Raw genomic sequence first — 25,994 nt, forward strand, 5'->3', positions numbered from 1 at the left:
TATTCGGCAACCAAGTTTCAGGTCGGCAAATTGCTTCAGCATCCCCCAAACAGTCCCCTCTCCCTCCGGGAGAGGGTTAGGGTGAGGGGCTTTTACATAGGCGGCGTGACGCCATCCTTGCCGGCGGAAATCGATTGCGCGGTCAACGTGCCGTCTGCGTCCTGGGTCACGAAGCTGACAATCTTCACCCCGACCTTGAGCAAGCTGCGATCCCCCGGCGTCAGGTTGACGATCGGCACGTCCTCCGGCACCAGGATCTTCTGCTGCCCGCCCTTGTAGTTGACGGTCAGCACCCGGCCATTGCTGACCACCAGATCACCGACACTGCCATTGGTCATGCTGCTGCCCTTGGCCAGATCAAAGGGCCGATGGCCGTCACCGCTGCCAGCCAGTTCCGGCGGAAATACGTGCACTTCCAGCGCCTTGAGCGTGCCATCCTCCTGCGGCATGGCGGCCGAGCCAATGTAGCTGCCGGGTTTGATGTCTTCGATATTCGCCAGCGTGACGGCACGCACCTTGGTGTCCGCAGTCAACCGGATCAGCACGTTCTCGCCGCTGTTGACGTGGACTTTCAGCGAATCGGCGCTGACCCCGGTGATCTCACCGCGCACGCCGAGACGCATGCCCGGGGCATCGGCAGCCTGCACCGCAGTGGCACTGAGCAGACCAATCAAGGCAATCGTGGTGGTGTGACACAGCAGCTGACGCAACATGGCAATCCTCCGTTGATGAACAGTAAAAGCGCAGCGGTAAACATAAGCACGCTATCGAAGAAGATGTAAGTGAATGTATCATCAGCCCTCCCCGGCCGGACGCAAGGTTCGCCGACGGACGACACCGCCGTTGAAGCCAATCATTCCGCAATGGAATAACTGCTATCGATACAAGGCTTCTACCGCCGCTTCGGTGCGTCCCTTAGCCTCACCGCATTCCCTTTCGCTGGATCGAGAAACCTTATGAACGCCACAACTCACGCAATGACCCGAGGCATGGTGCTGCTGTTCGCCTTCTGCTGCGGCGCGATCGTCGCCAACATCTACTACGCGCAACCGATCATCGGGCTGATCGCGCCGGACATCGGCCTCTCCGACACCATGGCCAGCTTCATCGTTTCGCTGACGCAGATCGGCTATGCGCTGGGCCTGTTCTTCCTGGTGCCGCTGGGCGACCTGCTGGAAAACCGCCGGCTGATGATCATCACCACCGTGGTGGCGATTGCCAGCCTGCTCGGCGCGGCGTTCACCAGTCAGCCGAACGTGTTCCTGCTGATCTCGTTGCTGGTGGGCTTCAGTTCGGTGTCGGTGCAGATCCTGATTCCGCTGGCCGCGCATCTGGCGCCGGAAGAATCCCGTGGCCGGGTGGTCGGCGGGATCATGGGCGGCCTGCTGCTGGGCATTCTGCTGGCGCGGCCGGTGTCGAGCGTAGTGGCTGACCATTTCGGCTGGCGTGCGATGTTCATGATTGCCGCGGCGTTGATGGCCGCGATCAGCGTGGTGCTGGCGTTGACCGTGCCCAAGCGTCAACCGGATCACAGCGCTTCCTACGGCCAGTTGCTCGGCTCGCTGTGGACCCTGCTGCGCCAGCAACCGGTGCTGCGTCAGCGGGCGTTTTATCAGGGCTGCATGTTCGCCACCTTCAGCCTGTTCTGGACAGCGGTGCCACTGGAACTGGCGCGCAACCACGGTCTGTCGCAAAGCGAGATTGCGATCTTCGCGCTGGTCGGTGCCATCGGTGCCATCGCCGCGCCGATCAGCGGACGCCTGGCTGACGCCGGCCACACCCGCATCGCTTCGCTGCTGGCCATGCTGTTCGCCAGCCTGAGCTTCCTGCCGGCCTTCATTCACCCGGCCTACAGCGTCATCGGCCTCGCGGTGACCGGCGTGGTACTGGACTTCTGCGTGCAGATGAACATGGTTCTCGGCCAGCGCGCGGTCTACTCGCTGGACGCCAAAAGCCGTGGTCGCCTCAACGCGCTGTACATGACCAGCATCTTCATCGGCGGCGCTTTCGGCTCGTCGGTCGCCAGTGCGGTGTATGAGCATGGCGGCTGGTTGTGGATCGTGATTGTCGGTAGCGCGTTCCCGCTGCTGGCGTTGTTGCGGTTCCTGAGTGCGTCGCAGCGTGGTGCTTTGGCAACGGCGTAAGATGTCGAGCAGGCTCGCTCCCACAGGTTGCTCACTGGGCCTGTGAGAGCGATGACGCTTAATACCGAACCAGCTTCTCCATCGCCGCATCTGCCAGAAACGAAGAGCGGCTTTTGACATTGTGTTCACGCACATAGCGATCGATGCGCTGGATCACATAGCCTGGCAACGTCACGTTGACCTTCTCGGTCTTGCCCATGTACGGCGAGATATCCAGCTCGAGCATCCCCCAGCCCATGTCGGCAAACTCCGGATTATTGCGATGGGCCGCTGCCGACGTCGGCATCGGAATCGATTCCCCGTCCGCCGCCATCTCCTGCAACATGAGATGGGCGACTTCAACGGCTGCGTTATAGGCGTCCTCGAAAGTGTCCCCGGCCGTGACGGCGCCGGGAATGTCAGGTATCTGAATACCGATGGCGGTGTTGTCGTCACCCCATTCGATGCAGATCGGATATTGCATTATGGATCTCCCTTGTAGCTGGCTGGCGGGTGGTACAACCCGGCACGCCTCCTGATGCTTTTGACCGTCCCCAGCGGCAAATCCTTTTTAGGGTGAGGAACGGGAATGGTGTACGGGTTGTAACGATGCGTGAAGATGTGATGACTGCCGGTGACTCGATCCAGCGTCCAGCCTGCCTCCTCCAGCTCCTCGATCAATAGCCTGCTTTGCACCTGGTGCCTCCTTGCTCCGGCCGAATAAAAATAACTCTAGAGTTATCTTTACTCAAGCACATAAATCTGCAGGACGACGTTTGGTTGTTTTACCGCATGTGATTGAATGGACGCGGATTACACTCAGCACCCTATTCCCTGTGGGAGCGGGCTTGCTCGCGAAGGCGTTGGATCAGCCAATACATATGCTGAATGTCAGACCGCTTTCGCGAGCAAGCCCGCTCCCACAAGGGGACTACGACAACTTTCAGATTTGCAGGAAGACTGATGGACCGCCTCGCCGCCATGGAAACCTTCGTCTACGTGGTCGAAACCGGCTCCTTTTCCGCCGCCGCCCGACGCTTGAATATCGGCCAGCCCGCCGTGTCGAAAACCATCGCTCAGCTGGAAAAACGCCTGGCTGTCAGCCTGTTGCTGCGCTCGACCCGCGGCCTGACCCCGACCGAAGCCGGACTGGCGTTTTTCGAGCGGGCCAGGCGTGCCATCGACGAAGCCAACGAAGCCGATAACGCCGCCCGTGGCAGCGCCAGCGGTTTAAGCGGCAACCTGCGCATCAGCGCGGCGGTGACTTTCGGCCGCCTGCACGTCGTGCCGCAACTGGGGCCGTTTCTCGAACAGCATCCACAGCTGAACATCGACCTGATGCTCGATGACCGCAATATCAATCTGGTCGAAGAAGGCATCGACGTCGCCCTGCGCATGGGCCCGCTCAGCGACTCCAGCCTCACCGCGCGCAAGATCGCCGACTGCCGCCGCGTGGTGCTTGGTACCCCGGTCTACTTCGCCCGCCACGGCGAGCCGAGCTGCCCTGCCGATTTGGATCAGCACCAAGGCATCGTCTACAACCTCAGCGGCGGCGCCACCTGGACCTTCACCCAAGGCAGCGAACAGCAGACGCAAACCCTCACCGGCCGCCTGCGTGTCAGCGCCGCCGAGGGTTTGCGCGCAGCCGTGCTGGCCGATCAGGGCCTGACCATCGCCTCGCAATGGATGTTCGCCCCGGAGCTGGCAAGCGGTGCGGTCAGGGCGGTGATGAACGAATGGGTATTGCCGGATCAGGACTTGTGGGCGGTGTTTCCCACGGGGCGGATGGTCAGTGCGAAGGCGCGGGCGTTTGTGGATTATGTGCAGGGGTTGTTGACCAGCGGATTGTGAAAAACAGCTAATCAAAAGATCGCAGGCTTCGCCAGCTCCTACAGGGACATCATCAATGCCCGGCAACACACAAAAAAACGGCGATCCAGAGATCGCCGTTTTTTCATCACTGCCCGAACTGTTTGCCCAATCCCGGCGGTACGCCGTGGATATCGGTGTCTTCCCAAGGGCCGTTGGGGCTGACGGAGCGAGTCCAGCCGTTGTTCCAGCGGAAGTAGGTGCGCTGGCGGTAGAAGGTGTTGGGCTGGTCGTCGAGGACGTAGACGCCGAGTTTCTGGTCCCAGTGGCTGTTGCCGCCCGGTGGTGGGGCGAAGCTGGCTGAGGTGCGTGGGACTGGCTTGGACGGTTTGGCCGGGATGCTTTTGCCCGGAGTCGGCGAGGTCGACGGGGTCGGGCTCGGTTGCGACGGCGGGATCGGCGGCAGGTTGGTGGTCGGTTCCGGTCGGTGCACCGCACATGCGCTCATGCTCAAGGCCAATGTGATGACGGAGATGCGGGCGAGGCTGTGCATGGCGGTGCTTTCCTGTGGGTTCCGGGGTTATTTGTCCGGGCTGTCGATGGTCAGTGTTTGCGGCGCGGTGGTGCTGCTGGCCAGCGGGCCGCTGCGACCTACCCACTCCCCGGCGGTTGGCTGACCGGCGCGAGAGATGCGTGCAACCAGTTGGACTTCAGGAAAGTTCGACAGTTTCAACTGCGGCATCATCGCGTCGGCATCGCCCAATTCGACAGTGACCGGCAGATCGGCCACGGTCAGACGCTTGGCCGCCAGCGGTGCCGGTGGGCCGGAAACGGCGCGGGCGAAGATGAACACGCTGTCGCCCGGTTGCACCTGGCCTTTGAGTTCGCTGGCCAGATCGACGCGCACCTTGAGCAGAGCGGCAACCTTGGCTGCTGGCGCGGCGGCAACCTTGCCGCCACTGGCTTGCAGGCGCTCGGTGGCTCGCTCGATCCCGCCCTGCAAGGCGGCGCGGGAGTTGTCGCCCTCTGGCAACTGCGCCAGCAGCCGGTTCCAATAGTCGATTGCCTGCTGATAACGCTCACCCTCGAACGCGGCGATGCCGAGCAGACCGAGGCTGGTGACTTCTTTCGGATCGGCTTTCAGCGCTTCATCGGTCAGGGCCTGGATCTTGTCCGACCACTTCTTGCCGTCAGCAAAGTATTGCGCCTGCGCCCACTGGCCGAGCAGTTCCGGCTGGCGACCGGCCAGGTTGGCGGCGCGTTCGAACATCTTCGCCGCGTCCGCCGGACGATCCTGGGCCATGTAGGTGCGCCCGAGGAAGTACAGGCCTTCCGCCGAATCCGGTTGCGCCGCAACAGCACGCTCCAGACGCCGGGTCATCTCTTCCATCGACTGCGGCGCCTGGGCGAATTCGCGGGTCAGTTCGACTTTATCGGCAGCACCGAAATGCAGGTACAGACCCAGGCCCAACACCGGCACCAGCACCGCTGCCAACAACGGCAACGGCTTGCCCAGTTTCGACACACGCGGTGCGGCAACGCCTTCGGTATCGGCGAGCAGTTCACGCGCAGCTTCCGCGCGCCCGCTGTCCATTTGCGCCACATTGAGTACACCTTCAGCCTGCTGCGCTTGCAGCTCGGCCACGCGCTCCTGATACAGCGCCACGTTCAGGGCAGTTCGATCCTCTTCACGCTGGGCGCGACGGCCACGCAAAACCGGGATCAGCAGAAAACTCAGGGCGACCAGAAGCAACAGCCCTGCGGCAAGCCAGAAATCAATCATTCTTGGTTTTTATCCAACAGTTGGTCGAGGCGCTGACGCTCTTCGGTGGACAGCGATGGCGGGGTCTCGGTGCGTTGTGCGCGGCGTCGGCGAACGATCACCGCGATCACCACCAGACCGCCGAACAACAGACCGGCCGGGCCGAACCAAAGCAAGGCTGTCTTGGCATTGAGCGCCGGTTTGTAGCGGACGAAATCACCGTAGCGATCGACCATGAAATCGATGATCTGCTGATTGTCCTTGCCCTCGCCGAGCATGCGGAAAATCTCTTTGCGCAGGTCGGCGGCAATCGGCGCGTTGGAGTCGGCGATGTCCTGGTTCTGGCACTTGGGGCAGCGCAGTTCCTTGGTCAGTTCACGAAAGCGCTCGCGATCGCCTTCCTTGGCGAACTCGTAAGTGTCGATCGCGGCATGCGCCATGCCGGCCAGACTCAGGCCCAAGACTACGGTAGCCAGAAAACGCTTCATGGCTTGGCCTCATCGACCAGCGCCTGATATTTGGCTGCAAGTTTTTCGCGCCAGACCTGTTCGTCGATCACCCCGACGTACTTGTCGCGGATGATGCCCTTGGCGTCGATGAAGAAGGTTTCCGGCGCACCGTACACGCCGAGGTTGAGGCCCAGCGAACCTTCGTCGTCACGGATATCCAGCAGGTACGGGTTGTGGAATTCGGCCAGCCACTTCAACGCATCGGCGTTGGTGTCCTTGTAGTTGATGCCGTAGATCACCACGCCGCGCTCGGCCAGTTTGTTCAGCACCGGGTGCTCGACCCGGCAGGAAATGCACCAGGTGCCCCAGACGTTGACCAGCGCCGGTTTGCCGAGAATGTCAGCCTTGGTCAGGGTCTTGTCGCCCTGCACGTTCGGCAGGCTGAATTCCGGGAAGGGCTTGTTGATCATCGCCGACGGCAGCTCCGCCGGATCGAGGTACAGACCGCGATACAGAAACACCGCCACCAGCAGGAACATCGCCAGGGGTACCAGCATCAACCAACGTCTCATGCAGCCGCTCCTTGCAGGCCGAGGGCTTCACGCACCTTGGCTTTGACCTTGACTCGATAACGCCGATCCAGCGCCGCCAGCAATCCGCCCAGACCGGTCAGCAGACCGCCAAACCAGATCCAGCGCACGAACGGTTTGACGTGAACCCGCACCGCCCACGCGCCGTTTTCCAGCGGCTCGCCCAGTGCAACGTAGAGATCGCGAGTGAAACCGGCGTCGATCCCGGCCTCGGTCATCATCGAACTCTGCACGGTGTACAGGCGTTTTTCCGGGTGCAGCACGCTGACTTCCTTGCCGTCGCGGATCACCCGGATGGTGCCCTTGTCGGAGGTGAAGTTCGGCCCTTCGAAGTGCTTGGCGCCTTCGAAGATGAAGTGATAACCGGCCAGATCCATCGACTCGCCCGGCGCCAGACGCAGGTCGCGTTCGGCACTGTTCTGACTCGACAGCACCACACCGAGGGCGCATACGGCGATGCCGAGGTGAGCGATCTGCATGCCCCAGTAGCTGCGGGTCAGGGTTGGCAGGCCTTTGATCAGGCCCTTGTGGCGAGTCTTGTCGAAGATGTCGCGCACACCGGCGAGCAACACCCACGCGGCGAGCAGGAACGTCGCGATCACCGCCCAGTTGAAATCGCCGTAAGCGACACCAGCCACCACGGCCAATGCGACACTGCCGAGCAACACCGGGGTCAGCATGTTCGCCAGCCACTTCACCGGGGTGTCCTTCCAGCGCACGATCACGCCGACTGCCATCACCACCATCAGCAACGCCATCAGCGGGATGAACAGCGCGTTGAAGTACGGCGGGCCTACCGACAGCTTGGCGCCGCTGATCGCATCAAGAATCAGCGGATACAGCGTGCCGAGCAGAATCATCGACGCGGCCACCACCAGCACCAGGTTGTTGCCCAGCAACAGGGTTTCCCGCGACCACAGGTTGAAGCCGACCTGGCTCTTGACCACCGGAGCGCGCAACGCAAACAGCGTCAGCGAACCGCCGACCACGAACAGCAGGAAGATCAGGATGAACACACCGCGTTCAGGATCGGAGGCAAACGCGTGCACCGAAGTCAGCACGCCGGAGCGCACGAGGAACGTACCGAGCAGGCTCAACGAAAATGCGGCAATCGCCAGCAACACCGTCCAGCTCTTGAACACGCCACGTTTTTCCGTGACTGCCAGCGAGTGAATCAGCGCGGTGCCGACCAGCCATGGCATGAACGAGGCGTTTTCCACCGGGTCCCAGAACCACCAGCCGCCCCAGCCGAGTTCGTAGTACGCCCACCATGAACCGAGGGTGATGCCGATGCCGAGGAAGGCCCAGGCGACAATCGTCCACGGCCGCGACCAGCGTGCCCATGCCGCGTCGAGACGACCACCGAGCAGTGCGGCAATGGCGAAGGCGAACGCCACCGAGAAGCCGACGTACCCCATGTAGAGCATCGGCGGATGCACAATCAGGCCGATGTCTTGCAGCAGCGGATTGAGGTCACGACCGTCGGCCGGAATCTGCGGCAGGATCCGCGAGAACGGGTTGGAGGTGAGGATCAGAAACAACAGGAAACCGGTGCTGATCATGCCCATCACCGCCAGCACCCGGGCGAGCATGACTTGCGGCAACTGCCGGGAGAACACCGACACGGCGAAGGTCCAGCCACCGAGGATCAACGCCCACAGCAACAGCGAACCTTCGTGGGCGCCCCACACCGCGCTGAACTTGTAGTACCACGGCAAGGCGCTGTTGGAGTTCATCGCCACGTAGGCAACCGAGAAATCGTCGGTCATGAACGCGTAAGTCAGCGCGCCAAAGGCAAACAGCAGGAACGCAAACTGACCCCACGCCGCCGGCTGGGCCAGGCCCATCCACATACGATCGCCGCGCCACGCACCGAACAGCGGCACCACGGCCTGCACCAGCGCAAAACACAGCGCCAGAATCATCGCCAGATGGCCGAGTTCGGGAATAAACAGTGCAGAAGTCATCGATCAACCCTCCTTCGCTTGGGTCGGTGCCGATTGACCACTGTCTTTCAGCGCTTTGGTCACTTCCGGCGGCATGTACTTCTCGTCGTGCTTGGCCAGCACTTCATCGGCCACCACCACGCCGTCGGCATTGAGTTTGCCCAATGCGACGATGCCCTGCCCTTCGCGGAACAGATCCGGGAGGATCCCGCGGTAGGTGATGGTCACGGCTTTGTTGAAGTCGGTGACAACGAATTTGACGTCCAGCGAGTCCGGCGAACGTTGCAGCGAGCCCTTCTCGACCATGCCGCCGGCGCGGATGCGCGTGTCGTGCGGCGCTTCACCGTTGGCGATCTGGGTCGGCGTGTAAAACAGGTTGATGTTTTCCTGCAGGGCGCTGAGGGCCAAGCCGACGGCAGCGCCGACCCCGACCAGGATCGCCAGAATGATGGTCAGACGTTTTTTGCGCAGCGGATTCACTTGCCGTTCTCCCGGCGCAGACGACGCGCCTCTTGTTGCAGATAGCGCTTGCGGGCCGCGATCGGTGCGACCACGTTGAGGATTAGCACCGCCAGACAGATGCCGTAGGCCGACCAGACATACAGGCCATGGTGGCCCATGGCGAGGAAGTCGCCGAATGAAGCAAAACTCATCGCGCGGCCTCCAGGCTGTTCTGCACTTCTTCTTTGACCCAACTGGCGCGGGCTTCGCGCTTGAGCACTTCAAGGCGCATGCGCAGCAACAGCACGGCGCCGAAGAAGCAGTAGAACCCCAGCACTGTCAGCAGCAGCGGCAGCCACATTTCAGCTGGCATTGCCGGTTTTTCCGTGAGGGTGAAGGTCGCGCCCTGGTGCAGGGTGTTCCACCACTCCACCGAGTACTTGATGATCGGGATGTTGATCACCCCGACGATCGCCAGCACCGCGCAGGCCTTGGCGGCGCTGTCGCGATTGCTGATGGCGTTGCCCAGGGCAATCACCCCGAAATACAGGAACAGCAGAATCAGCATCGACGTCAGCCGCGCATCCCAGACCCACCACGAGCCCCAGGTCGGCTTGCCCCAGATCGCCCCGGTGACCAGCGCCACAGCGGTCATCCACGCGCCGATCGGCGCCGCGCATTGCAGGGCGACGTCGGCCAGTTTCATTTTCCACACCAGCCCGACCACGCCGCATACCGCCAGCATCACGTAGATCGACTGCGCGAGCATCGCAGCCGGCACGTGAATATAGATGATGCGGAAGCTGTTGCCCTGCTGATAATCCGGCGGCGCGAAGGCCAGGCCCCAGACGACGCCAACGCTGATCAGCAGCAACGCGGCAATGCTCAGCCACGGCAGAAACCTGCTGCTGATGCCGTAGAACCACTTGGGCGAGCCGAGCTTGTGAAACCAGGTCCAGTTCATACTGTTTCCATCACGGGTGCCGCTCATCGGTGTGAGCAGTCTCAGGGTCTTTGCTGGTTAAATTTTAACCAGACCTCATTATTCGCCGACGCTGATCTTCAGGCCAGCAGCTATTGCAAAAGGTGTCAGGGTGATCGCCAGGGCGGTCAGGCTACCCAGCCACAGCAGATACCCGGTCGCCGGCATGCCTTGCAAGGCGGCCTGCAAGGCGCCACTGCCCAGGATCAACACCGGGATGTACAACGGCAGAATCAGCAACGCCAGCAACAGGCCGCCGCGTTTCAAACCAACCGTCAGCGCCGCGCCCACCGCACCGAGCAGGCTCAGCACCGGTGTACCCAGCAGTAACGACAACAGCAACACCGGCAGGCAGGCGACCGGCAAACCGAGCATCAACGCCAGCAACGGCGAGAGCAGAACCAGTGCCAGTCCCGAGAACAGCCAGTGTGCCAGCACCTTGGCCAGCACCAGTAGGGGCAGCGGGTGCGGCGAAAGGACCCACTGTTCCAGGGAGCCATCTTCGAAATCACTGCGAAACAGTCCGTCCAGCGAAAGCAGGACCGACAACAACGCGGCCACCCAGACTAACCCCGGGGACAGGTTTTGCAAGACTTGAGTTTCCGGGCCGACGGCCAGCGGGAACAAGGCGATGACGATGGCGAAGAAAATCAGCGGATTGGCCAGTTCCGCCGGGCGACGAAACAGCAAACGGGACTCACGGGCAACCAGCAGGCCGAACACACTCATACTGCCCAGTTCCCCAGATCGATATCGCGATAACCGGCCGGCATCCGGCTCAGTGTGTGGTGCGTGGTCAGAACCACCAGACCGCCGCGCTCGCAGTGCCCGGCCAAGTGTTCTTCAAGCTGCGCCACGCCCTGTTTGTCGAGCGCGGTGAACGGCTCGTCGAGAATCCACAGCGGCGGGCTGTCCAGATACAGCCGCGCCAGCGCCACGCGGCGTTGCTGACCGGCGGACAGGGTGTGGCAGGGAACATCTTCGAATCCGCGCAATCCTACGGCTGCCAGTGCCTGCCAGATCGCCTCGCGCCCGGCCGGCCGATGCAGGGCGCAGAGCCAGGACAGGTTCTCTTCCGGGGTCAGCAGGTCCTTGATCCCGGCGGCGTGGCCGATCCACAACAGGTTGCGCGCCAGTTCGCTCGGTTGTGCAGTCAAGGGCTGGCCGTTGAGCAGCACTTGACCGCTGGTCGGCTGCATCAACCCGGACAACAGGCGCAGCAGACTGGTCTTGCCGCTGCCGTTGGGACCGCTGATCTGCACCATATCGCCACTGGCCAGTCTTAATTCGAGATTTTCGAAGAGCAGCCGCAGGTCTCGCTCACAGGCAAGGGCAACGGTTTGCAGGACAGGACTGGTCAAGGGATCACGGGCCTTATACGGTTCAAGTCGGCTCTGGCGCGGCCGTTAAAGAGATGCAGGATAAATGCAATGACGGTGCGAACCAGAGAGCTGGATCAAACAATTGCTATGTTTTCTGAACGAAGCGCAAGACGCGCGGCATTATACATGGCGTGCCTTACTCCCAAGAGCGCAATTTCCTCAGGTTGTGTCCGCGTATGACAGGCGAAATGAACATCCTCCCGCTGCCGCCCGCCACCCCGGCGAACACGCGCCCGCTGGTGATGAGCGGTGAGTTGCTCAAGCTGCTGACCCCGGTCGAAGGCTTGATCGGCGCCGGGCAAAGCGCCCAGGCCGAGGTGTTGTCACTCAAGCAGGCGGATCAGACCTTTCAACTGCTGCTCAAGGTGACCGTCGACGGCGGCCGGCAGACCACCGTGCAAGCAAGCAGCAACCTGCCGTTGCCGACCGGCACCAACCTGGCCGTCACTCAGCCGTCGGCGGGCAATCTGGCGATCACCGTGCAACAGGCGATTGCCAGCAGCGTCGCCGCCCTCACCCGCATCGACACCGCGCAGTTGCCGGTCGGCACGCTGCTGCAAGGCAAGGTGCTGACCTCGCAGACACTGCCGCAAGTGCCGGGACAGCCGACGGTGTACCGCTCGCTGGTGAGCCTGCTCAACACCGCGCAAAGTGGCGCCACACTGGACATCGACAGCCCGACGCCACTGCGCATCGGCACCCTGCTCTCGGCACTGGTCGAAGACTCGCAAACCCTCAAGTTCGTGCCACTGAGCAGCCGCCAGGAGCAATTGGCGGTAAGCCAGCAACTGCTCGGCCAGCAGACTCGCCAAGGTTCGCTGGACGGTTTGCTCAATGCTCTGCAAAACCTGCCGAGCGACGACGATCAGACCTCGCAGGACCTGCGCGCTGCCGTCACGCGCCTGCTCGCCAACCTGCCCGATGTGCAGCAAATGAGCACCGCCAAAGGCGTGGCGCTGGCCCTGGCCAACAGTGGCGCCTTCCTCGAAGCCAAATTGCTGACCGGACAGAATCCGGCGCTGGCCCCGGACATGAAAGCCGATCTGCTCAAACTGATCGCACAGCTGTCGCCGGGTGCGCCGGGCAATGCCAGTTTCAACGCGATCATCGCTGCCAACACGCTGGCGCAAGCACTGCCGAGCTTCGTGCGCAACGCCCTCGGCACCCTCGGTCAGGTCAGCGCCAAACCCATGCCGAGCAGTTTCCCATTGCCTGACCGCCTGCTGCAAAGCCTCGACGGCGAAGGCGATCTTGAGCATCTGCTGCGCCTCGCTGCAGCCGCCGTGTCGCGCCTGCAAAGCCATCAGCTGTCGAGCCTGGAACAGACCGGTGTCACCGATGACGGCCGTTTGCTCAGCACCTGGCAGCTGGAAATCCCCATGCGCAACCTGCAGGACATCGTGCCGTTGCAGGTCAAGTTTCAGCGCGAAGAAGCGCCGGAAAGAGAACCGCAACCCAACGAACGCCGTGACGAACGCGAACCCAAACAGCAGCTGTGGCGCGTCGACCTGGCGTTCGACATGGAGCCGTTGGGGCCGATGCAGATTCAGGCGCAGTTGATTGCTGGCAGCCTGTCGAGTCAGCTCTGGGCCGAGCGCCCATACACCGCCGACCTGATCGAAACCAATCTGTTCGCCCTGCGTCAGCGCCTGCTCGATCGCGGCCTGAATGTCGGCGATCTCGATTGCCACCTCGGCACCCCGCCGCAAGGCAACCAAACCCGCCTCGAACATCGCTGGGTCGACGAAACCGCATGAACGATTCCACTGCTCCACGCCAGGCCATCGCCCTCAAATACGACGGCAACCACGCCCCGACCCTCACCGCCAAGGGCGACGAGGAACTGGCGGAAGAAATCCTGCGCATCGCCCGCGACTGTGAAGTGCCGATCTATGAAAACGCCGAGCTGGTGCGGCTGTTGGCGCGGATGGAACTGGGCGACAGCATTCCCGAGGAGCTGTACCGCACGATCGCCGAGATCATCGCGTTCGCGTGGAATCTGAAGGGGAAATTCCCCGAGGGGCAGGACCCGGATGCGCCGATGGTCGAGAAGGACGTTACCGAACGCGGGGATGATTACTGAGGTTTCGAAGGCCCCTTCGCGAGCAAGCCCGCTCCCACATTTGATCGCATTCCTTCAATAGGATCGCGGTCGAATGTGGGAGCGGGCTTGCTCGCGAATGGCGATTTCAGCTTTAGCGCAAAAATCAGCTTCTGTGCAGCTTGCGCATCAACTCCGCCTCAGCCTGGGTCAAGCCGCAGGACTGGGTCAGCTCATCGACGCTCGCGCCCATGCCCACCAGTTTCGCCGCCTGGGCGAACGACAGGCTCGACGGGTCGCGTTGTTCCAGCGCGACAATCTTGTCCGGCAACGGACCGACGACCGAGCGCAGCTCGTGCAGGGCTTCGCCCATGCGCACGTTGCCGTTCTGATAGTCGTCGACACGCTTGGCCAGGTCCTTGATGCGCTGATCACGCAGCGCGTCGCCCTGAGCCTGTTGCGCAGCGATCACCCGCTGCGCCTTGATGTACGCCAGAAACATTGCCAGCGTGCCTGCCCAAAAGAGGAACAGGACAATGACCGCCACCTCGAGAATCAATCAGATGCTCTCCAGTTCCGACCATTCTTCTTCGCTCATCATCTTGTCCAGCTCGACCAGGATCAGCAACTCGTTGTTCTTGTTGCACACGCCCTGGATGAACTTGGCCGACTCTTCGTTGCCGACGTTTGGCGCGGTCTCGATTTCCGACTGACGCAGATAAACCACTTCGGCCACGCTGTCGACCATGATCCCGACCACTTGCTTGTCGGCTTCGATGATGACGATACGGGTGTTGTCGCTGATCTCGCCGCTGTTCAGGCCGAAGCGCTGACGGGTGTCGATCACGGTGACCACGTTACCGCGCAGGTTGATGATGCCCAGCACGTAGCTTGGCGCACCCGGTACCGGCGCAATTTCGGTGTAACGCAGGACTTCCTGAACGCGCATCACGTTGATGCCGTAGGTTTCGTTGTCCAGCTTGAAGGTCACCCATTGCAGGATCGGATCTTCAGAACCTTTTGCATTCGTCGCCTGACTACTCATACCCTGACCCCTCGAAAAAACCGCACTGGGCGGTGTGTGTTCTGTGTGGAGGCATTGAAAAATGCCTTCGCCTGACTGTTATGTCGGCTGCTATGTCGATTTATGTAGCGGCTTGTGGCCGCCCAAGTGCTTCGCCCCGCCGCTGGCGATCAACTCGGCCAGCGCGGCTACATCAAGTAATGCACACATGTGCTCGATCACCGTGCCGGCAAGCCATGGCCGCTGACCCCGGTGACTTCTCCATTTGATTTCATTCGGATCCAGACGCAACGAACGGCTGACCTGATGCACCGCCAGGCCCCATTCGTAACCTTGTACCGAAATCACGTACTGCAGGCCCTGACGGAAGTCATCGCGATAGCGATCCGGCATGACCCAACGCGCCGTGTCCAACACTTTCAGATTGCCGGCCTGGCTCGGCAGAATCCCGAGGAACCATTCCGGCTGCCCGAACAGCGGCGTCAACTCGTGGCCGGCCAGCGAATAGATCGAACCGAGGCACACCAGCGGCACCGCCAGTGTCAGCCCGGCAACATCGAACAACAGACATTCGAAGGCTTCCGAAGCCCAGGCCGGACGGCCATCGGTTTCCACCGGTGGCGGCGTGTTGCTCGGTGGCAGGTGCACTTCCACCACTGGCGGCACCAGCGTCTGTTCGACGGGTGCCGGTGCCACCGGCGCCGGTTCGGCCACGACCGGTTCCGGCGCGGTTTTCAGCAATTGGGTTTGCAACAACGGTGCGAGTGTCGAAACCGGCGCGCGTGGCGGCTGGGCTTCTTCGATCAATGCCACTGGCGCCTTGGCGATCGGTGCGGCGGCAGGCGCGGCAACCGGGGCGGCAGGTTTGGTGGTTTTCTGCGCATCACGCGCCTGCTCTTCCAGTACCGCCGCCTGGAATTCATCCAGCGCCGCAGCACTTTCGACCACCTCGACCGGCGTCTCGACCTGCACTTCCACTGGCGGCAACTCGTCAGGGATTTCCTGCAGCAAGCTGTCCAGATAGGACTGCAACGCCAGTTGCGGACGCGATGTCAGTTTGATCGGCCGATTCATGCTCAAGCCACCTGCGGAACAAGTTGTTGCGCCAACAGATGCTTGAGCAGCGCGCGGTATGCCAGCACGCCACGACTCTTGCCGTCGAATTGCGAAGGCGTGACCCCGGCCCGGCTGGCGTCGCGCAGACGGGTATCGACCGGGATGTAACCCTGCCAGATCTCTTCCGGGAATTTGTCACGCAGCACGCGCAAGGTGCCCAGCGATGCTTGGGTGCGGCGGTCGAACAGGGTCGGCACGATGCTGAACGGCAGCGCCTGTTTGCGCGAGCGGTTGATCATCGCCAGGGTGTTGACCATGCGCTCCAGACCTTTGACGGCCAGGTGCTCGGTCTGCACCGGGATCACCAGTTGCTGGCTCGCGGCCAGAGCGTTGACCATCAGCACGCCGAGCAACGGCGGGCTGTCGATGATCGCGTAATCGAAGTCCTGCCACAGCTGCGCCAGACTCTTGGCGATCACCAGGCCCAGGCCACTCTGCCCCGGCGACTGGCGCTCAAGGGTGGCGAGTGCGGTACTCGACGGCAACAGGGAAATGCGTTCGTCGCTGGTCGACAGCAGCAACTGTCCGGGCAAGCCTTGCGGTACGCTGCCCTTGTGCAGAAACAGGTCGTAGTTGCTGTGTTCCAGGCTGTCGGGGTCGTAGCCGAAATAGCTGGTCATCGAGCCGTGCGGGTCGAGATCGACCACAACCACGCGCTTGCCCGCCTCCGCCAGCAATCCGGCTAAAGCGATGGAAGATGTGGTTTTACCGACACCACCCTTTTGATTGGCGACTGCCCAGACTCTCATTCGGTTCGTTCCTCCCGGTCGAGATGCTCGACCGAGACATAGCTCAGCGTATTAATGCGGGCGACGGAGAATTGACGGCACTCTCGCGTCCCGGCGTCTTGACCGGGGACGGTGCAGTTTGTGTGCCAGCGCGCTTCAATGCCGCGTCCGGTTGCGCATTGGCGGTTCCGGTACCGGTCAGACTGCGGCGCACATCGAGGTTGCGCGACACCACCAGCACCACGCGACGGTTTTTCGCCCGGCCTTCGGCGGTGGCGTTGTTGGCCACCGGCTGAAACTCACCGTAACCCACCGAGGCCAGACGCCCGGGGTTGACGCCCTGCATCGCCAGCATCCGAACGATACTCGCCGAACGCGCCGAGGACAGTTCCCAGTTGGTCGGGTACTGCGCGGTGCGGATCGGCTGATCGTCGGTGAAGCCTTCGACGTGAATCGGGTTGTCGAACGGTTTGAGGATCGCCGCGACCTTGTCGATGATGTTGAACGCGATATCACTCGGCATTGCGTCGCCACTGCCGAACAACAGGCTGGAATTGAGTTCGATCTCGACCCACAACTCGTTGCCGCGCACGGTCATCTGGTTGGAAGCGATCAAGTCGCCGAACGCGGCACTGATGTCATCGGCAATGCTTTTCAGCGGATCGCTGGCCCCGGCGATACCGGCGTCAACCTGCTCGCTGTCCTTGACCAGCGGCTTGGCCGGGGTCACGGTTTTCGGCCGTTCCTCACCGATCGGAATCGGCTTGAGCGAGCGATCGGAGTCGGTGAAAACCCCGATCAGCGCTTCGGAAATGACCTTGTACTTGCCTTCGTTGATCGACGAGATCGAGTACATCACCACGAAGAACGCGAACAGCAGCGTGATGAAATCCGCGTAGGACACGAGCCAGCGCTCGTGATTAACGTGTTCTTCCTGATGCCTGCGGCGAGCCATAGTCCATTACCCCCATCAATCCATGAAGCCCTGAAGCTTCAGCTCGATAGAGCGAGGGTTTTCACCTTCGGCGATCGACAAAATACCTTCCAACAACATTTCGCGATAACGCGACTGCCGCAACGCGATTGACTTGAGCTTGGCCGCTACCGGCAGCAACACCAGGTTGGCACTGGCCACGCCGTAGATGGTCGCGACGAATGCCACGGCAATGCCGCTGCCCAATTGCGTCGGATCAGCGAGGTTGCCCATCACATGAATCAGGCCCATGACCGCACCGATGATGCCGATGGTCGGCGCGTAGCCGCCCATGCTTTCGAAGACTTTGGCCGCTTCGATGTCGCGGGCTTCCTGGGTGTAGAAATCCACTTCGAGGATGCTGCGGATCGCTTCCGGCTCGGCGCCGTCGACCAGCAGTTGCAGGCCCTTGCGCGAGTAGTTGTCCGGTTCGGCATCGGCCACGCCTTCCAGGCCGAGCAGGCCTTCCTTGCGTGCGGTGAGACTCCAGTTAACCACCCGGTCGATGCCGCCGGCCAGGTCCACGCGCGGTGGAAACAGGATCCAGGCGAGAATCTGCATGGCGCGCTTGAAGGCGCTCATCGGCGATTGCAGCAGCGCGGCACCGATGGTGCCACCGAGGACGATCAGCGCCGCCGGGCCGTTGGCCAGCGCGCCGAGGTGACCGCCTTCAAGGAAGTTGCCGCCGATGATGGCGACGAACGCCAGGATAATCCCGATAAGGCTTAGAACATCCATCAGATACACGCCTCGACGATGTGCTTGCCGATGTCGTCCAGGCCGTAGACCGCGTCAGCCAGATCGGCTTTGACGATGGCCATCGGCATGCCGTAGATCACGCAGCTTGCTTCGTCTTGTGCCCATACCGAGCTGCCGCCCTGCTTGAGCAGACGCGCGCCTTCACGGCCGTCGGCGCCCATGCCGGTGAGGACCACCGCCAGAACTTTGTCACCGTAGGACTTGGCTGCGGAACCGAAGGTGATGTCCACGCACGGCTTGTAATTCAGACGCTCGTCGCCCGGCAGGATTTTCACCGCGCCACGGCCGTCGATCATCATCTGCTTGCCACCCGGGGCCAGCAGCGCCAGGCCCGGACGCAGGATGTCGCCATCCTCGGCCTCTTTCACGCTGATGCGGCACAGCTTGTCCAGGCGCTCGGCAAACGCCTTGGTGAACGCCGCCGGCATGTGCTGGATCAGCACGATCGGCGCCGGGAAGTTCGCCGGCAACTGGGTCAGCACCCGTTGCAGGGCCACCGGGCCGCCGGTCGAAGTGCCGATGGCAACCAGTTTGTAGGCTTTGCGTTTCGGTGCCGGCGACGACCCGCTGGCAGCTGGCGCACGAGCAGGTGCTGGAGCCGGACGCGTCGGAGCAGCGGCGCTGTGGCTGCTGAAACTCGAGGCCGCCGGGGCTGGCGCAGGCGTCGGTGCAGCGGCCGGAGCCGGCGCACTGTAGGCACTGAAACGACGATTGCTGCGCGAGATGCTGTGGACCTTCTCGCACAGCAGTTGCTTGACCTTCTCGGGGTTGCGCGAGATGTCTTCGAAATTCTTCGGCAGGAAATCCACCGCACCGGCGTCCAGCGCATCCAGGGTCACCCGGGCGCCTTCGTGCGTCAGCGAGGAGAACATCAACACCGGGGTCGGGCAGCGCTGCATGATGTGCCGCACCGCCGTGATGCCGTCCATCATCGGCATCTCGTAGTCCATGGTGATCACGTCCGGCTTGAGGGCCAGGGCCTGATCGATCGCCTCTTTACCGTTGGTGGCCGTACCGACCACCTGGATGCTCGGATCCGCTGAAAGAATTTCCGAGACGCGGCGGCGGAAAAAACCCGAATCGTCCACCACCAGGACTTTGACTGCCATAAACACTCCATTAGGTGCAGCGGGACGTCGTCGCCCCGCTGCCCCGGATTCAAATACGCTTCGTCGCGTAACGCTTGAGCATGCTTGGAACATCAAGGATCAGCGCGATGCGGCCGTCACCGGTGATGGTGGCGCCGGACATGCCCGGAGTGCCCTGCAGCATTTTGCCCAATGGCTTGATGACCACTTCTTCCTGGCCGACCAGTTGATCGACGACGAAGCCGATCCGCTGGGTGCCCACCGAAAGGATCACTACATGGCCTTCGCGCTGCTCTTCGTGAGCGGCGGAGCTGACCAGCCAGCGCTTGAGGTAGAACAATGGCAGCGCCTTGTCCCGCACGATCACCACTTCCTGGCCATCCACCACGTTGGTGGTCGACAGGTCGAGGTGGAAGATTTCGTTGACGTTGACCAACGGGAACGCAAACGCCTGATTGCCGAGCATCACCATCAGGGTCGGCATGATCGCAAGCGTCAGCGGCACCTTGATGACGATCTTCGAGCCCTGGCCCTTGGTCGAGTAGATGTTGATCGAACCGTTGAGCTGGGAAATCTTGGTTTTCACCACGTCCATGCCGACACCGCGGCCGGACACGTCGGAGATCTCGGTCTTGGTCGAGAAACCCGGGGCGAAAATCAGGTTGTAGCACTCGGTATCGCTCAGGCGATCGGCCGCGTCCTTGTCCATCACACCGCGTTTTACCGCGATCGAACGCAGCACGTTCGGGTCCATGCCCTTGCCGTCGTCGGAGATCGACAACAGGATGTGATCGCCTTCCTGCTCGGCGGCCAGTACCACGCGACCGCCCCGGGCCTTGCCGGAAGCTTCGCGTTCTTCTGGGGATTCGATGCCGTGGTCGACGGCGTTACGCACCAAGTGGACCAGCGGGTCGGCCAGGGCCTCGACAAGGTTTTTGTCGAGGTCGGTTTCTTCACCCACCAGCTCCAGGTTGATCTCTTTCTTGAGCTGACGCGCGAGGTCACGAACCAGACGCGGGAAGCGCCCGAAGACCTTCTTGATCGGCTGCATCCGGGTCTTCATCACCGCGGTCTGCAAATCAGCCGTGACCACGTCGAGGTTCGACACGGCCTTGGACATGGCTTCGTCGCCGCTGTTGAGACCCAGGCGCACCAGACGGTTACGCACCAGCACCAGTTCGCCGACCATGTTCATGATTTCGTCGAGACGCGCGGTATCGACCCGCACAGTGGTCTCGGCTTCGCTCGCCGGTTTTTCCGGCGGCGGAGCAGCGGCAGCACGGGCCGGAGCCGGTGCAGCAGCGGCAGCAGGTTTTGGCGCTTCGGCTTTCGGCTCAGGCTTGGGCGCAGCCTTCGGCGCAGCAGCCGGAGCGGCAGCAGCCTTGGCGGCAGGCGCAGCCACAGTCGACGCGGTGCCCGCAGCAGCGGCGCCAACATCGGTGAACTTGCCTTTGCCATGCAACTCGTCGAGCAGCGATTCGAATTCGTGATCGCTGATCAGATCGCTGCCGGCAGCGGCGGCCGCCGGTGCGGCAGGCGCAACCGGTGCCGAGGCGATCGCCGACTCCAGCGCTTCCACGGCAAAGTTGCCCTTGCCATGCAACTGATCGAGCAGTGCTTCGAATTCGTCGTCGGTGATGTCCGAGCTGTCGCCCGCCGCCGGTGCCGCCGGAGCAGCCGCAGTCGGTGCGACGGCGTCTGGCGCGAACTGGCCTTTGCCGTGCAGTTGATCGAGCAACGACTCGAATTCGGCGTCGGTGATTTCATCGCTGGCAGTCGCATCGGCAGCCGGCGCAGGTGCAGCAGCAGCCGGGGCTTCGGCTTCGGCCTTGACGGCGTTCAGCGAATCCAGCAGCTGTTCAAATTCGTTATCGGTGATGTCGCCCGAATCGCTCGAATCGCCTTCGACGACCAGTTCTTCGATCATCTCGGCCACTGGCGAAGCCGGGGCTTCGTCGGCCGTTTGCGGCTCGGCCAGACGCGCCAGGGCGGCCAGCAGTTCCGGGGTGGCCGCCGTGATCGGTGCACGTTCACGGACTTCGCTGAACATGCTGTTCACCGCGTCCAGTGCTTCAAGCACCACGTCCATCAGTTCTGCATCAACGCGCCGCTCACCCTTGCGCAGGATGTCGAACACGTTTTCGGCGATGTGACAGCACTCCACCAGCTCGTTGAGCTGAAGGAAGCCGGCGCCCCCTTTTACAGTGTGGAAACCGCGAAAAATTGCGTTGAGCAGATCTGCGTCATCCGGGCGGCTTTCCAGCTCGACCAGTTGCTCGGACAGTTGCTCAAGAATCTCGCCGGCCTCAACCAGGAAATCCTGAAGGATCTCTTCATCGGCGCCGAAGCTCATTAATGGGGTGCTCCTACAGGTCTAAAAACCCAAAAAACCTAAAATTCCAAAACTCTAGAATCCGAGGCTGGATAACAAATCGTCCACATCGTCCTGACCGGACACAACGTCTTCTCGTTTATCGGCATGAATCTGCGGACCTTCACCCTGCGAGAGATGTTTTTGTGGATCTTTTTCTGCAAGCATCGCGGCACGGTCGTGTTCGATGCCCGCAAAGCGGTCAACCTGACTGGCCATGAGGACGAGTTTGAGCAAATTGCTTTCGACTTCGGTGACCAGTTGGGTCACACGCTTGATCACTTGACCGGTGAGGTCCTGGTAATCCTGAGCCAGCAGGATGTCGTTGAGGTTGCTCGACACCGCACGGTTGTCCGTGCTGCTGCGTGACAGAAAACCGTCGACCCGGCGCGCCAGTTCGCGGAACTCTTCAGCTCCGACTTCACGACGCATGAAGCGGCCCCAATCGGTGCTCAGCGCCTGGGCTTCTTCAGCCAGGCCATTGACCACCGGGGTGGCGCTTTCCACCAGATCCATGGTGCGGTTGGCCGCGGCTTCGGTCAGCTTGACCACATAGCCCAGGCGTTCGGTGGCGTCGGTGATTTGCGACACTTCCTCGGCCTGCGGCATGTGCGGATCGATCTGGAAATTGACGATCGCACTGTGCAGTTCGCGTGTGAGCTTGCCCACTTCCTGATACAGGCCGCGGTCACGGGTCTGATTGAGCTCATGGATCAGTTGCACAGCGTCGCCGAACCTGCCTTTTTCAAGGCTCTCGACCAGTTCGACCGCGTGTTTTTTCAGGGTCGACTCGAAATCGCCCTGTGAAGATTCGTTATGCTCCATAGCTCCCCCGCGCGTCATCAGCCGATGCGTTCGAAAATCTTCTCGATTTTGTCTTTCAACGCCTGAGCCGTGAAAGGTTTGACCACGTAGCCGTTCACACCGGCCTGAGCGGCCTCGATGATTTGCTCGCGCTTGGCTTCAGCGGTCACCATCAGCACCGGCAGATGCTTGAGTTTTTCATCGGCACGCACGTGGCGCAGCAAGTCGATACCGGTCATGCCCGGCATGTTCCAGTCCGTTACCAGAAAGTCGATGCTGCCGCTGTTGAGTACCGGAATGGCAGTAGTGCCATCGTCGGCCTCGACGGTGTTGGTGAACCCGAGATCGCGCAGCAGGTTCTTGATGATCCGCCGCATCGTTGAGAAGTCATCAACGATGAGGATTTTCATGTCTTTGTTCAATTCGACCTCCAAGCAGTCTTAAACGCGCCCAGCACCTGGACGCGCCACTTCAATCAATCGGCGCAGCACTCGAAGACTGTCTGGAGCACAACAGAGCAAGACCGGTGCCGTTCTCACCGCACCAGCCTCGTTCGCAGTGTCCCCACACTGCCTTCAGCGCGCTCGCCACTCCCCCAAACGCCCCCGCAAACGGGCCGCGCACTGGCTGTGTAACTGGCTGACCCGCGATTCACTGACGCCAAGGACTTCACCGATTTCCTTGAGGTTCAGTTCTTCGTCGTAGTACAGCGCCAACACCAGTCGCTCACGCTCCGGCAAATTGGCAATCGCGTCCGCCAGCGCCGCCTGGAAGCGTTCATCTTCCAGATCGCGTGACGGCTCAAGATGAGCACTGGCGCCATCCTCGTGCAGCCCTTCGTGTTCGCCGTCCTGCAACAGGTCGTCGAAACTGAACAGCCGGCTGCCCAGGGTGTCATTCAAAATCCCGTAGTAATCGTCGAGACTCAATTGGAGTTCGGCCGCAACCTCGTGATCTTTAGCGTCACGGCCGGTTTTAGCTTCAATTGAGCGAATGGCATCGCTGACCATACGGGTATTGCGGTGAACCGAGCGCGGTGCCCAATCCCCTTTGCGTACTTCGTCGAGCATCGCGCCGCGGATCCGGATGCCCGCGTACGTTTCGAAACTGGCGCCTTTGCTGGCGTCATATTTGGTCGAGACTTCGAGCAGGCCGATCATCCCGGCCTGAATCAGGTCCTCAACCTGCACACTCGCCGGCAAGCGTGCCAGCAAGTGATAGGCAATCCGCTTGACCAGTGGCGCGTAACGCTCGATCAACTCGTACTGCGCGTCACGTGCCGACTTCTTGTAGTAGTTCATACCGCTCGCGGTCATAACACAGGCCCTGCTGTTTGCTGCACGAGGCGCTCGACGAAAAACTCAAGGTGGCCGCGCGGGTTGGCAGGCAGCGGCCAGGTATCGACCTTCTGCGCGATCGCCTTGAACGCCAGCGCGCACTTGGAACGCGGAAAGGCTTCATAGACCGCTCGCTGCTTCTGCACTGCCTTGCGCACGCTTTCGTCGTACGGCACGGCGCCGACGTATTGTAAGGCGACGTCGAGGAAGCGATCCGTGACCTTGGTCAACTTGGCGAACAGGTTGCGCCCTTCCTGCGGGCTCTGCGCCATGTTGGCCAGTACGCGGAAGCGGTTCATGCCGTAGTCGCGGTTGAGCAGTTTGATCAGCGCGTAGGCGTCGGTGATCGAGGTCGGCTCGTCGCAGACCACCAGCAACACTTCCTGGGCGGCGCGGACAAAACTGACTACCGAGTCACCGATACCCGCAGCGGTGTCGATCACCAGCACATCAAGATTGTCGCCGATGTCGCTGAAGGCCTGAATCAGACCGGCATGTTGCGCCGGGCTCAGGTGCACCATGCTTTGGGTGCCGGAAGCGGCCGGCACGATGCGGATCCCGCCGGGGCCCTGCAACAGCACGTCGCGCAGCTCACAGCGGCCTTCGATCACATCGGCCAGAGTACGTTTGGGGGTCAGTCCCAGCAGAACGTCGACGTTCGCCAGCCCCAGATCGGCGTCCAGCAGCATGACCCGACGGCCAAGCTCTGCCAGCGCCAGAGACAAGTTCACTGACACGTTAGTCTTGCCGACGCCACCTTTGCCGCCGGTCACCGCGATCACCTGTACGGGATGCATGCTGCCCATGTTATTTCTTTACCTTGTCTTGCATAGACGGAGGCCACATTACTGGCTGCGCGTTCTCAACCGGAACAATGCATGGCAGACCATCGATGTAGGTACAAAAACGGTTCATTACCTCAGCCAACCTGCTTGGTCGGGCTGTGGTAGATATCAGCGAACATGTCAGCCATGGCTTCTTCGCTGGGTTCTTCCTGCATTTGCACGCTGACGGCGCGGCTGACCAGTTGATGACGGCGCGGCAGATGCAGATCATCCGGAATCCGTGGGCCATCGGTCAGGTACGCGACCGGCAGTTCATGACTGATCGCCAGGCTCAACACTTCGCCAAGGCTGGCCGTCTCATCCAGTTTAGTCAGGATGCAGCCGGCTAGCCCGCAACGCTTGTAACTGTGGTACGCGGCGGTTAGAACCTGTTTCTGGCTGGTGGTTGCCAGCACCAGATAATTTTTTGAACGGATGCCACGCCCGGCCAGACTTTCCAGCTGCATGCGCAAAGCCGGATCGCTGGCCTGCAAGCCGGCGGTATCGATCAGCACCACGCGCTTGCGCAGCAGCGGGTCGAGCGCCTGCACCAGCGACTGGCCCGGATCGACGTGGGTCACCGGCACATTGAGAATGCGGCCCAGGGTCTTCAGCTGTTCCTGGGCACCGATACGGAAACTGTCCATGCTGACCAGCGCCACGTTCTGCGCGCCGTACTTGAGCACGTAGCGCGCCGCGAGTTTGGCCAGGGTGGTGGTTTTGCCCATGCCGGCCGGGCCGACCATGGCAATCACCCCGCCCTCTTCCAGCGGCTCGACTTCCGGTACGGCAATCATTCGCGCCAGGTGCGCGAGCAGCATGCGCCAGGCCTGACGTGGTTCTTCAATATCGGTGATCATCGCCAGCAGATCGCGCGACAACGGCCCGGACAGACCGATGCGTTGCAGACGACGATACAGATTGGCTTGCGCCGGACGGCTGCCTTGCAGCTGATTCCAGGCCAGCGTGCCGAGCTGCACTTCCATCAGTTCACGCAAACTGTTCAGTTCGAAACGCATCGAATCCAGCGCACGCGGATCGATGCCGGCGGACGACTGTGCAGGCGCTGGCGCTGGACGCGCCGGGGCGGCGTAAGTCGGTTCGCTCAACGGCTCGGCAGCGGTCAGCGGCAGGCCGGCCGTCAACGGCAGCCCGGCGAACAACTGCCGATTGGTGTTGCCGTCGGCTTCGCCACGCAGGCTCAGTTCGGCCTGGGCGGTCACGATGCGCGACTGGGTCTTGCGCAGCTCGTCCTCGAGTTCCATGTTCGGAACCCGTGGCGCCAGCGCCGACAATTTGTAATCCAGCGCCGCCGTCAGCTCGACGCCGCCGGCAATGCGGCGGTTGCCAATGATGGCGGCATCAGCGCCCAGCTCATCACGAACCAGCTTCATGGCCTGACGCATATCGGCGGCGAAAAAACGCTTAACTTGCATAAACCACTA

At 61.8% G+C, this 25,994-nt stretch carries 30 protein-coding genes; 4 read left to right on the plus strand and 26 right to left on the minus strand.

The window, feature by feature from the left end; all coding sequences use genetic code 11:
- Positions 1-92: 92 nt before the first annotated feature.
- The gene (locus M0808_RS27825) at positions 93-713 is read right to left on the minus strand and encodes a DUF5666 domain-containing protein (RefSeq protein ID WP_202371184.1); all 621 of its coding nucleotides are present in this window, start codon (positions 711-713) and stop codon (positions 93-95) included.
- 243 nt (positions 714-956) lie between these two features.
- Between M0808_RS27825 and M0808_RS27830 the strand changes: the two genes are divergently transcribed.
- Positions 957-2,144, plus strand: coding sequence for an MFS transporter (locus M0808_RS27830; RefSeq protein WP_096796242.1), 1,188 nt, complete (start codon positions 957-959; stop codon positions 2,142-2,144).
- A 58-nt stretch (positions 2,145-2,202) separates the two neighbouring features.
- Here the strand turns inward: M0808_RS27830 and M0808_RS27835 are convergent, their stop codons facing one another.
- Entirely contained in the window at positions 2,203-2,607 is a 405-nt protein-coding gene (locus tag M0808_RS27835) for a type II toxin-antitoxin system HicB family antitoxin (protein WP_007961664.1), read from the minus strand.
- A complete protein-coding gene (locus M0808_RS27840) occupies positions 2,607-2,819 on the minus strand; it encodes a type II toxin-antitoxin system HicA family toxin (protein WP_247843141.1) in 213 nt (70 codons plus the stop codon). The genes M0808_RS27835 and M0808_RS27840 overlap by 1 nt, the downstream gene beginning before the upstream one ends.
- Before the next feature lie 267 nt (positions 2,820-3,086).
- Between M0808_RS27840 and M0808_RS27845 the strand changes: the two genes are divergently transcribed.
- A complete protein-coding gene (locus M0808_RS27845) occupies positions 3,087-3,974 on the plus strand; it encodes a LysR family transcriptional regulator (protein ID WP_247843142.1) in 888 nt (295 codons plus the stop codon).
- A gap of 106 nt (positions 3,975-4,080) precedes the next feature.
- Here M0808_RS27845 and M0808_RS27850 read toward each other — a convergent pair whose 3' ends face one another.
- From M0808_RS27850 to ccmA, 10 genes are all read right to left on the minus strand, one after another.
- A complete protein-coding gene (locus M0808_RS27850) occupies positions 4,081-4,485 on the minus strand; it encodes a hypothetical protein (RefSeq protein ID WP_134785764.1) in 405 nt (134 codons plus the stop codon).
- A 27-nt stretch (positions 4,486-4,512) separates the two neighbouring features.
- A complete protein-coding gene (gene ccmI / locus M0808_RS27855; RefSeq protein ID WP_247843143.1) occupies positions 4,513-5,715 on the minus strand; it encodes a c-type cytochrome biogenesis protein CcmI in 1,203 nt (400 codons plus the stop codon).
- On the minus strand, positions 5,712-6,182 hold the full coding sequence (locus M0808_RS27860) for a cytochrome c-type biogenesis protein (protein ID WP_247843144.1): 471 nt from the start codon (positions 6,180-6,182) through the stop codon (positions 5,712-5,714). The genes ccmI and M0808_RS27860 overlap by 4 nt, the downstream gene beginning before the upstream one ends.
- Positions 6,179-6,715 carry a DsbE family thiol:disulfide interchange protein gene (locus M0808_RS27865; RefSeq protein ID WP_247843145.1) on the minus strand — a complete coding sequence of 179 codons (537 nt, stop codon included), beginning with the start codon at positions 6,713-6,715 and terminating at the stop codon, positions 6,179-6,181. Before M0808_RS27865 ends, M0808_RS27860 begins: the two co-directional genes overlap by 4 nt.
- The gene (locus M0808_RS27870) at positions 6,712-8,700 is read right to left on the minus strand and encodes a heme lyase CcmF/NrfE family subunit (protein WP_247843146.1); all 1,989 of its coding nucleotides are present in this window, start codon (positions 8,698-8,700) and stop codon (positions 6,712-6,714) included. Before M0808_RS27870 ends, M0808_RS27865 begins: the two co-directional genes overlap by 4 nt.
- Before the next feature lie 3 nt (positions 8,701-8,703).
- Entirely contained in the window at positions 8,704-9,159 is a 456-nt protein-coding gene (gene ccmE / locus M0808_RS27875; protein WP_096796249.1) for a cytochrome c maturation protein CcmE, read from the minus strand.
- Entirely contained in the window at positions 9,156-9,332 is a 177-nt protein-coding gene (ccmD, locus tag M0808_RS27880; RefSeq protein ID WP_003222944.1) for a heme exporter protein CcmD, read from the minus strand. The genes ccmE and ccmD overlap by 4 nt, the downstream gene beginning before the upstream one ends.
- On the minus strand, positions 9,329-10,084 hold the full coding sequence (locus tag M0808_RS27885; RefSeq protein WP_003222943.1) for a heme ABC transporter permease: 756 nt from the start codon (positions 10,082-10,084) through the stop codon (positions 9,329-9,331). Before M0808_RS27885 ends, ccmD begins: the two co-directional genes overlap by 4 nt.
- A 78-nt stretch (positions 10,085-10,162) precedes the next feature.
- Positions 10,163-10,831, minus strand: coding sequence for a heme exporter protein CcmB (gene ccmB, locus M0808_RS27890; protein ID WP_003222942.1), 669 nt, complete (start codon positions 10,829-10,831; stop codon positions 10,163-10,165).
- On the minus strand, positions 10,828-11,463 hold the full coding sequence (ccmA, locus tag M0808_RS27895) for a cytochrome c biogenesis heme-transporting ATPase CcmA (protein ID WP_027613927.1): 636 nt from the start codon (positions 11,461-11,463) through the stop codon (positions 10,828-10,830). The genes ccmB and ccmA overlap by 4 nt, the downstream gene beginning before the upstream one ends.
- A 197-nt stretch (positions 11,464-11,660) precedes the next feature.
- On the opposite strand from ccmA, the gene M0808_RS27900 reads away from it, so the two are divergent.
- Both M0808_RS27900 and M0808_RS27905 read left to right on the plus strand, forming a co-directional pair.
- Positions 11,661-13,241, plus strand: coding sequence for a flagellar hook-length control protein FliK (locus M0808_RS27900; RefSeq protein WP_225137996.1), 1,581 nt, complete (start codon positions 11,661-11,663; stop codon positions 13,239-13,241).
- Positions 13,238-13,567: an EscU/YscU/HrcU family type III secretion system export apparatus switch protein gene (locus M0808_RS27905; protein WP_003222939.1), complete on the plus strand. Its 330-nt coding sequence runs from the start codon at positions 13,238-13,240 to the stop codon at positions 13,565-13,567. Before M0808_RS27900 ends, M0808_RS27905 begins: the two co-directional genes overlap by 4 nt.
- A gap of 124 nt (positions 13,568-13,691) precedes the next feature.
- On the opposite strand, the gene M0808_RS27910 is transcribed toward M0808_RS27905, so the two are convergent.
- The 13 genes from M0808_RS27910 to flhF form a co-directional block, all read right to left on the minus strand.
- On the minus strand, positions 13,692-14,084 hold the full coding sequence (locus M0808_RS27910) for a DUF2802 domain-containing protein (protein ID WP_007961680.1): 393 nt from the start codon (positions 14,082-14,084) through the stop codon (positions 13,692-13,694).
- Positions 14,085-14,570, minus strand: coding sequence for a chemotaxis protein CheW (locus M0808_RS27915; RefSeq protein ID WP_003222936.1), 486 nt, complete (start codon positions 14,568-14,570; stop codon positions 14,085-14,087).
- A 90-nt stretch (positions 14,571-14,660) separates the two neighbouring features.
- Positions 14,661-15,623: a CheW domain-containing protein gene (locus M0808_RS27920; protein ID WP_247843147.1), complete on the minus strand. Its 963-nt coding sequence runs from the start codon at positions 15,621-15,623 to the stop codon at positions 14,661-14,663.
- A 2-nt stretch (positions 15,624-15,625) separates the two neighbouring features.
- Positions 15,626-16,414, minus strand: a complete 789-nt coding sequence (locus tag M0808_RS27925) for a ParA family protein (RefSeq protein ID WP_003222933.1) — start codon at positions 16,412-16,414, stop codon at positions 15,626-15,628.
- Between the two features lie 43 nt (positions 16,415-16,457).
- Positions 16,458-17,348 (minus strand): flagellar motor protein MotD, encoded by an 891-nt coding sequence (motD, locus tag M0808_RS27930; protein WP_027613922.1) that lies wholly within the window; start codon positions 17,346-17,348, stop codon positions 16,458-16,460.
- 15 nt (positions 17,349-17,363) lie between these two features.
- Positions 17,364-18,104 (minus strand): flagellar motor protein, encoded by a 741-nt coding sequence (locus tag M0808_RS27935; protein ID WP_007967839.1) that lies wholly within the window; start codon positions 18,102-18,104, stop codon positions 17,364-17,366.
- Complete coding sequence (locus M0808_RS27940) at positions 18,104-19,234, minus strand: chemotaxis response regulator protein-glutamate methylesterase (protein WP_247843148.1); 1,131 nt, start codon at positions 19,232-19,234, stop codon at positions 18,104-18,106. Before M0808_RS27940 ends, M0808_RS27935 begins: the two co-directional genes overlap by 1 nt.
- A 49-nt stretch (positions 19,235-19,283) precedes the next feature.
- A complete protein-coding gene (locus M0808_RS27945; RefSeq protein WP_247267704.1) occupies positions 19,284-21,566 on the minus strand; it encodes a chemotaxis protein CheA in 2,283 nt (760 codons plus the stop codon).
- Between the two features lie 54 nt (positions 21,567-21,620).
- Positions 21,621-22,409 (minus strand): protein phosphatase CheZ, encoded by a 789-nt coding sequence (locus tag M0808_RS27950; protein ID WP_027613919.1) that lies wholly within the window; start codon positions 22,407-22,409, stop codon positions 21,621-21,623.
- Between the two features lie 17 nt (positions 22,410-22,426).
- Positions 22,427-22,798: a chemotaxis response regulator CheY gene (locus M0808_RS27955; protein ID WP_024012118.1), complete on the minus strand. Its 372-nt coding sequence runs from the start codon at positions 22,796-22,798 to the stop codon at positions 22,427-22,429.
- A 165-nt stretch (positions 22,799-22,963) separates the two neighbouring features.
- Complete coding sequence (fliA, locus tag M0808_RS27960) at positions 22,964-23,704, minus strand: RNA polymerase sigma factor FliA (RefSeq protein WP_007920004.1); 741 nt, start codon at positions 23,702-23,704, stop codon at positions 22,964-22,966.
- A complete protein-coding gene (fleN, locus tag M0808_RS27965; RefSeq protein WP_003222917.1) occupies positions 23,701-24,531 on the minus strand; it encodes a flagellar synthesis regulator FleN in 831 nt (276 codons plus the stop codon). The genes fliA and fleN overlap by 4 nt, the downstream gene beginning before the upstream one ends.
- Positions 24,532-24,644: 113 nt before the next feature.
- Entirely contained in the window at positions 24,645-25,985 is a 1,341-nt protein-coding gene (gene flhF, locus M0808_RS27970) for a flagellar biosynthesis protein FlhF (protein ID WP_003222914.1), read from the minus strand.
- Between the last annotated feature and the right edge of the window lie 9 nt (positions 25,986-25,994).

This window comes from Pseudomonas sp. MWU12-3103b (assembly GCF_023100615.1).
GTDB lineage: Bacteria > Pseudomonadota > Gammaproteobacteria > Pseudomonadales > Pseudomonadaceae > Aquipseudomonas > Aquipseudomonas putida_A.

What these genes read in the sequence shown, in the direction of transcription:
- ccmI (WP_247843143.1), bottom strand. Translation starts at nt 5,715, where the DNA reads ATGATTGATTTCTGGCTTGCCGCAGGGCTGTTGCTTCTGGTCGCCCTG.
- M0808_RS27850 (WP_134785764.1), bottom strand. Translation starts at nt 4,485, where the DNA reads ATGCACAGCCTCGCCCGCATCTCCGTCATCACATTGGCCTTGAGCATG.
- M0808_RS27955 (WP_024012118.1), bottom strand. Translation starts at nt 22,798, where the DNA reads ATGAAAATCCTCATCGTTGATGACTTCTCAACGATGCGGCGGATCATC.
- M0808_RS27940 (WP_247843148.1), bottom strand. Translation starts at nt 19,234, where the DNA reads ATGGCAGTCAAAGTCCTGGTGGTGGACGATTCGGGTTTTTTCCGCCGC.
- M0808_RS27900 (WP_225137996.1), top strand. Translation starts at nt 11,661, where the DNA reads ATGACAGGCGAAATGAACATCCTCCCGCTGCCGCCCGCCACCCCGGCG.
- ccmB (WP_003222942.1), bottom strand. Translation starts at nt 10,831, where the DNA reads ATGAGTGTGTTCGGCCTGCTGGTTGCCCGTGAGTCCCGTTTGCTGTTT.
- M0808_RS27920 (WP_247843147.1), bottom strand. Translation starts at nt 15,623, where the DNA reads ATGAATCGGCCGATCAAACTGACATCGCGTCCGCAACTGGCGTTGCAG.
- M0808_RS27825 (WP_202371184.1), bottom strand. Translation starts at nt 713, where the DNA reads ATGTTGCGTCAGCTGCTGTGTCACACCACCACGATTGCCTTGATTGGT.
- fliA (WP_007920004.1), bottom strand. Translation starts at nt 23,704, where the DNA reads ATGACCGCGAGCGGTATGAACTACTACAAGAAGTCGGCACGTGACGCG.
- M0808_RS27935 (WP_007967839.1), bottom strand. Translation starts at nt 18,104, where the DNA reads ATGGATGTTCTAAGCCTTATCGGGATTATCCTGGCGTTCGTCGCCATC.
- M0808_RS27945 (WP_247267704.1), bottom strand. Translation starts at nt 21,566, where the DNA reads ATGAGCTTCGGCGCCGATGAAGAGATCCTTCAGGATTTCCTGGTTGAG.
- M0808_RS27845 (WP_247843142.1), top strand. Translation starts at nt 3,087, where the DNA reads ATGGACCGCCTCGCCGCCATGGAAACCTTCGTCTACGTGGTCGAAACC.
- M0808_RS27870 (WP_247843146.1), bottom strand. Translation starts at nt 8,700, where the DNA reads ATGACTTCTGCACTGTTTATTCCCGAACTCGGCCATCTGGCGATGATT.
- M0808_RS27950 (WP_027613919.1), bottom strand. Translation starts at nt 22,409, where the DNA reads ATGGAGCATAACGAATCTTCACAGGGCGATTTCGAGTCGACCCTGAAA.
- M0808_RS27905 (WP_003222939.1), top strand. Translation starts at nt 13,238, where the DNA reads ATGAACGATTCCACTGCTCCACGCCAGGCCATCGCCCTCAAATACGAC.
- M0808_RS27830 (WP_096796242.1), top strand. Translation starts at nt 957, where the DNA reads ATGAACGCCACAACTCACGCAATGACCCGAGGCATGGTGCTGCTGTTC.
- M0808_RS27865 (WP_247843145.1), bottom strand. Translation starts at nt 6,715, where the DNA reads ATGAGACGTTGGTTGATGCTGGTACCCCTGGCGATGTTCCTGCTGGTG.
- M0808_RS27915 (WP_003222936.1), bottom strand. Translation starts at nt 14,570, where the DNA reads ATGAGTAGTCAGGCGACGAATGCAAAAGGTTCTGAAGATCCGATCCTG.
- motD (WP_027613922.1), bottom strand. Translation starts at nt 17,348, where the DNA reads ATGGCTCGCCGCAGGCATCAGGAAGAACACGTTAATCACGAGCGCTGG.
- M0808_RS27860 (WP_247843144.1), bottom strand. Translation starts at nt 6,182, where the DNA reads ATGAAGCGTTTTCTGGCTACCGTAGTCTTGGGCCTGAGTCTGGCCGGC.
- M0808_RS27925 (WP_003222933.1), bottom strand. Translation starts at nt 16,414, where the DNA reads ATGAGAGTCTGGGCAGTCGCCAATCAAAAGGGTGGTGTCGGTAAAACC.
- M0808_RS27885 (WP_003222943.1), bottom strand. Translation starts at nt 10,084, where the DNA reads ATGAACTGGACCTGGTTTCACAAGCTCGGCTCGCCCAAGTGGTTCTAC.
- M0808_RS27835 (WP_007961664.1), bottom strand. Translation starts at nt 2,607, where the DNA reads ATGCAATATCCGATCTGCATCGAATGGGGTGACGACAACACCGCCATC.
- flhF (WP_003222914.1), bottom strand. Translation starts at nt 25,985, where the DNA reads ATGCAAGTTAAGCGTTTTTTCGCCGCCGATATGCGTCAGGCCATGAAG.
- fleN (WP_003222917.1), bottom strand. Translation starts at nt 24,531, where the DNA reads ATGGGCAGCATGCATCCCGTACAGGTGATCGCGGTGACCGGCGGCAAA.
- ccmD (WP_003222944.1), bottom strand. Translation starts at nt 9,332, where the DNA reads ATGAGTTTTGCTTCATTCGGCGACTTCCTCGCCATGGGCCACCATGGC.